General features: G+C 55.4%; 2 rRNA genes (1 of these 2 only partly in view). Both read left to right on the forward strand.

What is annotated here, in order from left to right:
• The first annotated feature begins 199 nt into the window (after nt 1-199).
• Nucleotides 200-1,716: ribosomal RNA gene (locus ACIBCN_RS44410) — 16S ribosomal RNA — on the forward strand.
• A 342-nt stretch (nt 1,717-2,058) separates the two neighbouring features.
• Nucleotides 2,059-2,394 (forward strand): 23S ribosomal RNA (locus ACIBCN_RS44415); it runs 2,883 nt beyond the window's last position.
• Together the 16S and 23S rRNA genes form the textbook arrangement of a ribosomal RNA operon.

Consider the following 2,394-nt stretch of genomic DNA (forward strand, 5'->3'; position numbering starts at 1 on the left):
TGTGCGTGTGTTCTTTGAGAACTCAATAGTGTGTCGATGAATGTCAGTGCCAATTGTTTAATTGGTTCCGGCCTCTCATACCCCCCGGTTGTTGAGGTCGGACATTTAGTCAGCAAATCTTTTTGCTGGCGTTTTGTTTTGCTAGGTTTTCGGACTCTAGTTATTCTTCTGATTGGCCCTTCGGGGTTGTCAAGAGTCTTCAACGGAGAGTTTGATTCTGGCTCAGGACGAACGCTGGCGGCGTGCTTAACACATGCAAGTCGAGCGGTAAGGCCTTCGGGTACACGAGCGGCGAACGGGTGAGTAACACGTGGGTGATCTGCCTCGCACTTCGGGATAAGCCTGGGAAACTGGGTCTAATACCGGATATGACCTTCCAGTGCATGCTGGTGGGTGGAAAGATTTATCGGTGCGAGATGGGCCCGCGGCCTATCAGCTTGTTGGTGAGGTAACGGCTCACCAAGGCGACGACGGGTAGCCGACCTGAGAGGGTGACCGGCCACACTGGGACTGAGACACGGCCCAGACTCCTACGGGAGGCAGCAGTGGGGAATATTGCACAATGGGCGAAAGCCTGATGCAGCGACGCCGCGTGGAGGATGACGGCCTTCGGGTTGTAAACTCCTTTCGACAGGGACGAAGCGCAAGTGACGGTACCTGTAGAAGAAGCACCGGCCAACTACGTGCCAGCAGCCGCGGTAATACGTAGGGTGCGAGCGTTGTCCGGAATTACTGGGCGTAAAGAGCTTGTAGGCGGTTTGTCGCGTCTTCTGTGAAAACTTGGGGCTCAACCTTAAGCTTGCAGGCGATACGGGCAGACTAGAGTACTTCAGGGGAGACTGGAATTCCTGGTGTAGCGGTGAAATGCGCAGATATCAGGAGGAACACCGGTGGCGAAGGCGGGTCTCTGGGAAGTAACTGACGCTGAGAAGCGAAAGCATGGGTAGCAAACAGGATTAGATACCCTGGTAGTCCATGCCGTAAACGGTGGGTACTAGGTGTGGGTTTCCTTCCACGGGATCCGTGCCGTAGCTAACGCATTAAGTACCCCGCCTGGGGAGTACGGCCGCAAGGCTAAAACTCAAAGAAATTGACGGGGGCCCGCACAAGCGGCGGAGCATGTGGATTAATTCGATGCAACGCGAAGAACCTTACCTGGGTTTGACATACACCGGAAACCTGCAGAGATGTAGGCCCCCTTGTGGTCGGTGTACAGGTGGTGCATGGCTGTCGTCAGCTCGTGTCGTGAGATGTTGGGTTAAGTCCCGCAACGAGCGCAACCCTTATCTTATGTTGCCAGCGCGTAATGGCGGGGACTCGTGAGAGACTGCCGGGGTCAACTCGGAGGAAGGTGGGGACGACGTCAAGTCATCATGCCCCTTATGTCCAGGGCTTCACACATGCTACAATGGCCGGTACAGAGGGCTGCGATACCGTGAGGTGGAGCGAATCCCTTAAAGCCGGTCTCAGTTCGGATCGGGGTCTGCAACTCGACCCCGTGAAGTTGGAGTCGCTAGTAATCGCAGATCAGCAACGCTGCGGTGAATACGTTCCCGGGCCTTGTACACACCGCCCGTCACGTCATGAAAGTCGGTAACACCCGAAGCCGGTGGCCTAACCCCTTGTGGGAGGGAGCCGTCGAAGGTGGGATTGGCGATTGGGACGAAGTCGTAACAAGGTAGCCGTACCGGAAGGTGCGGCTGGATCACCTCCTTTCTAAGGAGCACTTCTACGCTGGTCGGTTCGAAGAGTCGTCCTCGACCGCGTCAGAGACCGTTTAGTTCTCATCTGTAGGACTGCGGACGCTCATGGGTGGAACACTGACTAGTTCTTCTCGCGTATCAATCGGTCGTCACGACTGGTTGGCGAGGGGATATATCGGCACACTGTTGGGTCCTGAGAGAACACGCGAGTGGCTCTCTAGGCGAAGATAACGACAAGATCCGGTGGTCAGGCAGACCGCATTCGCTTCTTTTGGGGGTGGGTGGGCATGGTGCTGATGTGAGCCGGATTTTGTGTGTTGTTTGAGAACTGCACAGTGGACGCGAGCATCTTTGTTAGTAAGTGTTTAAGAGCGTACGGTGGATGCCTTGGCACCAGGAGCCGATGAAGGACGTAGGAGGCTGCGATAAGCCTCGGGGAGCTGTCAACCGAGCTGAGATCCGAGGATTTCCGAATGGGGAAACCCAGCACGAGTGATGTCGTGTTACCCGCATCTGAATATATAGGGTGTGTGGAGGGAACGTGGGGAAGTGAAACATCTCAGTACCCACAGGAAGAGAAAACAATAGTGATTCCGTGAGTAGTGGCGAGCGAAAGCGGAAGAGGCTAAACCATGCACGTGTGATACCCGGCAGGGGTTGCGTGTGTGGGGTAGTGGGGCTCACTTTCTTC

It is taken from the genome of Nocardia sp. NPDC051052 (genome assembly GCF_044456045.1).
Classification (GTDB): Bacteria; Actinomycetota; Actinomycetes; order Mycobacteriales; family Mycobacteriaceae; genus Nocardia.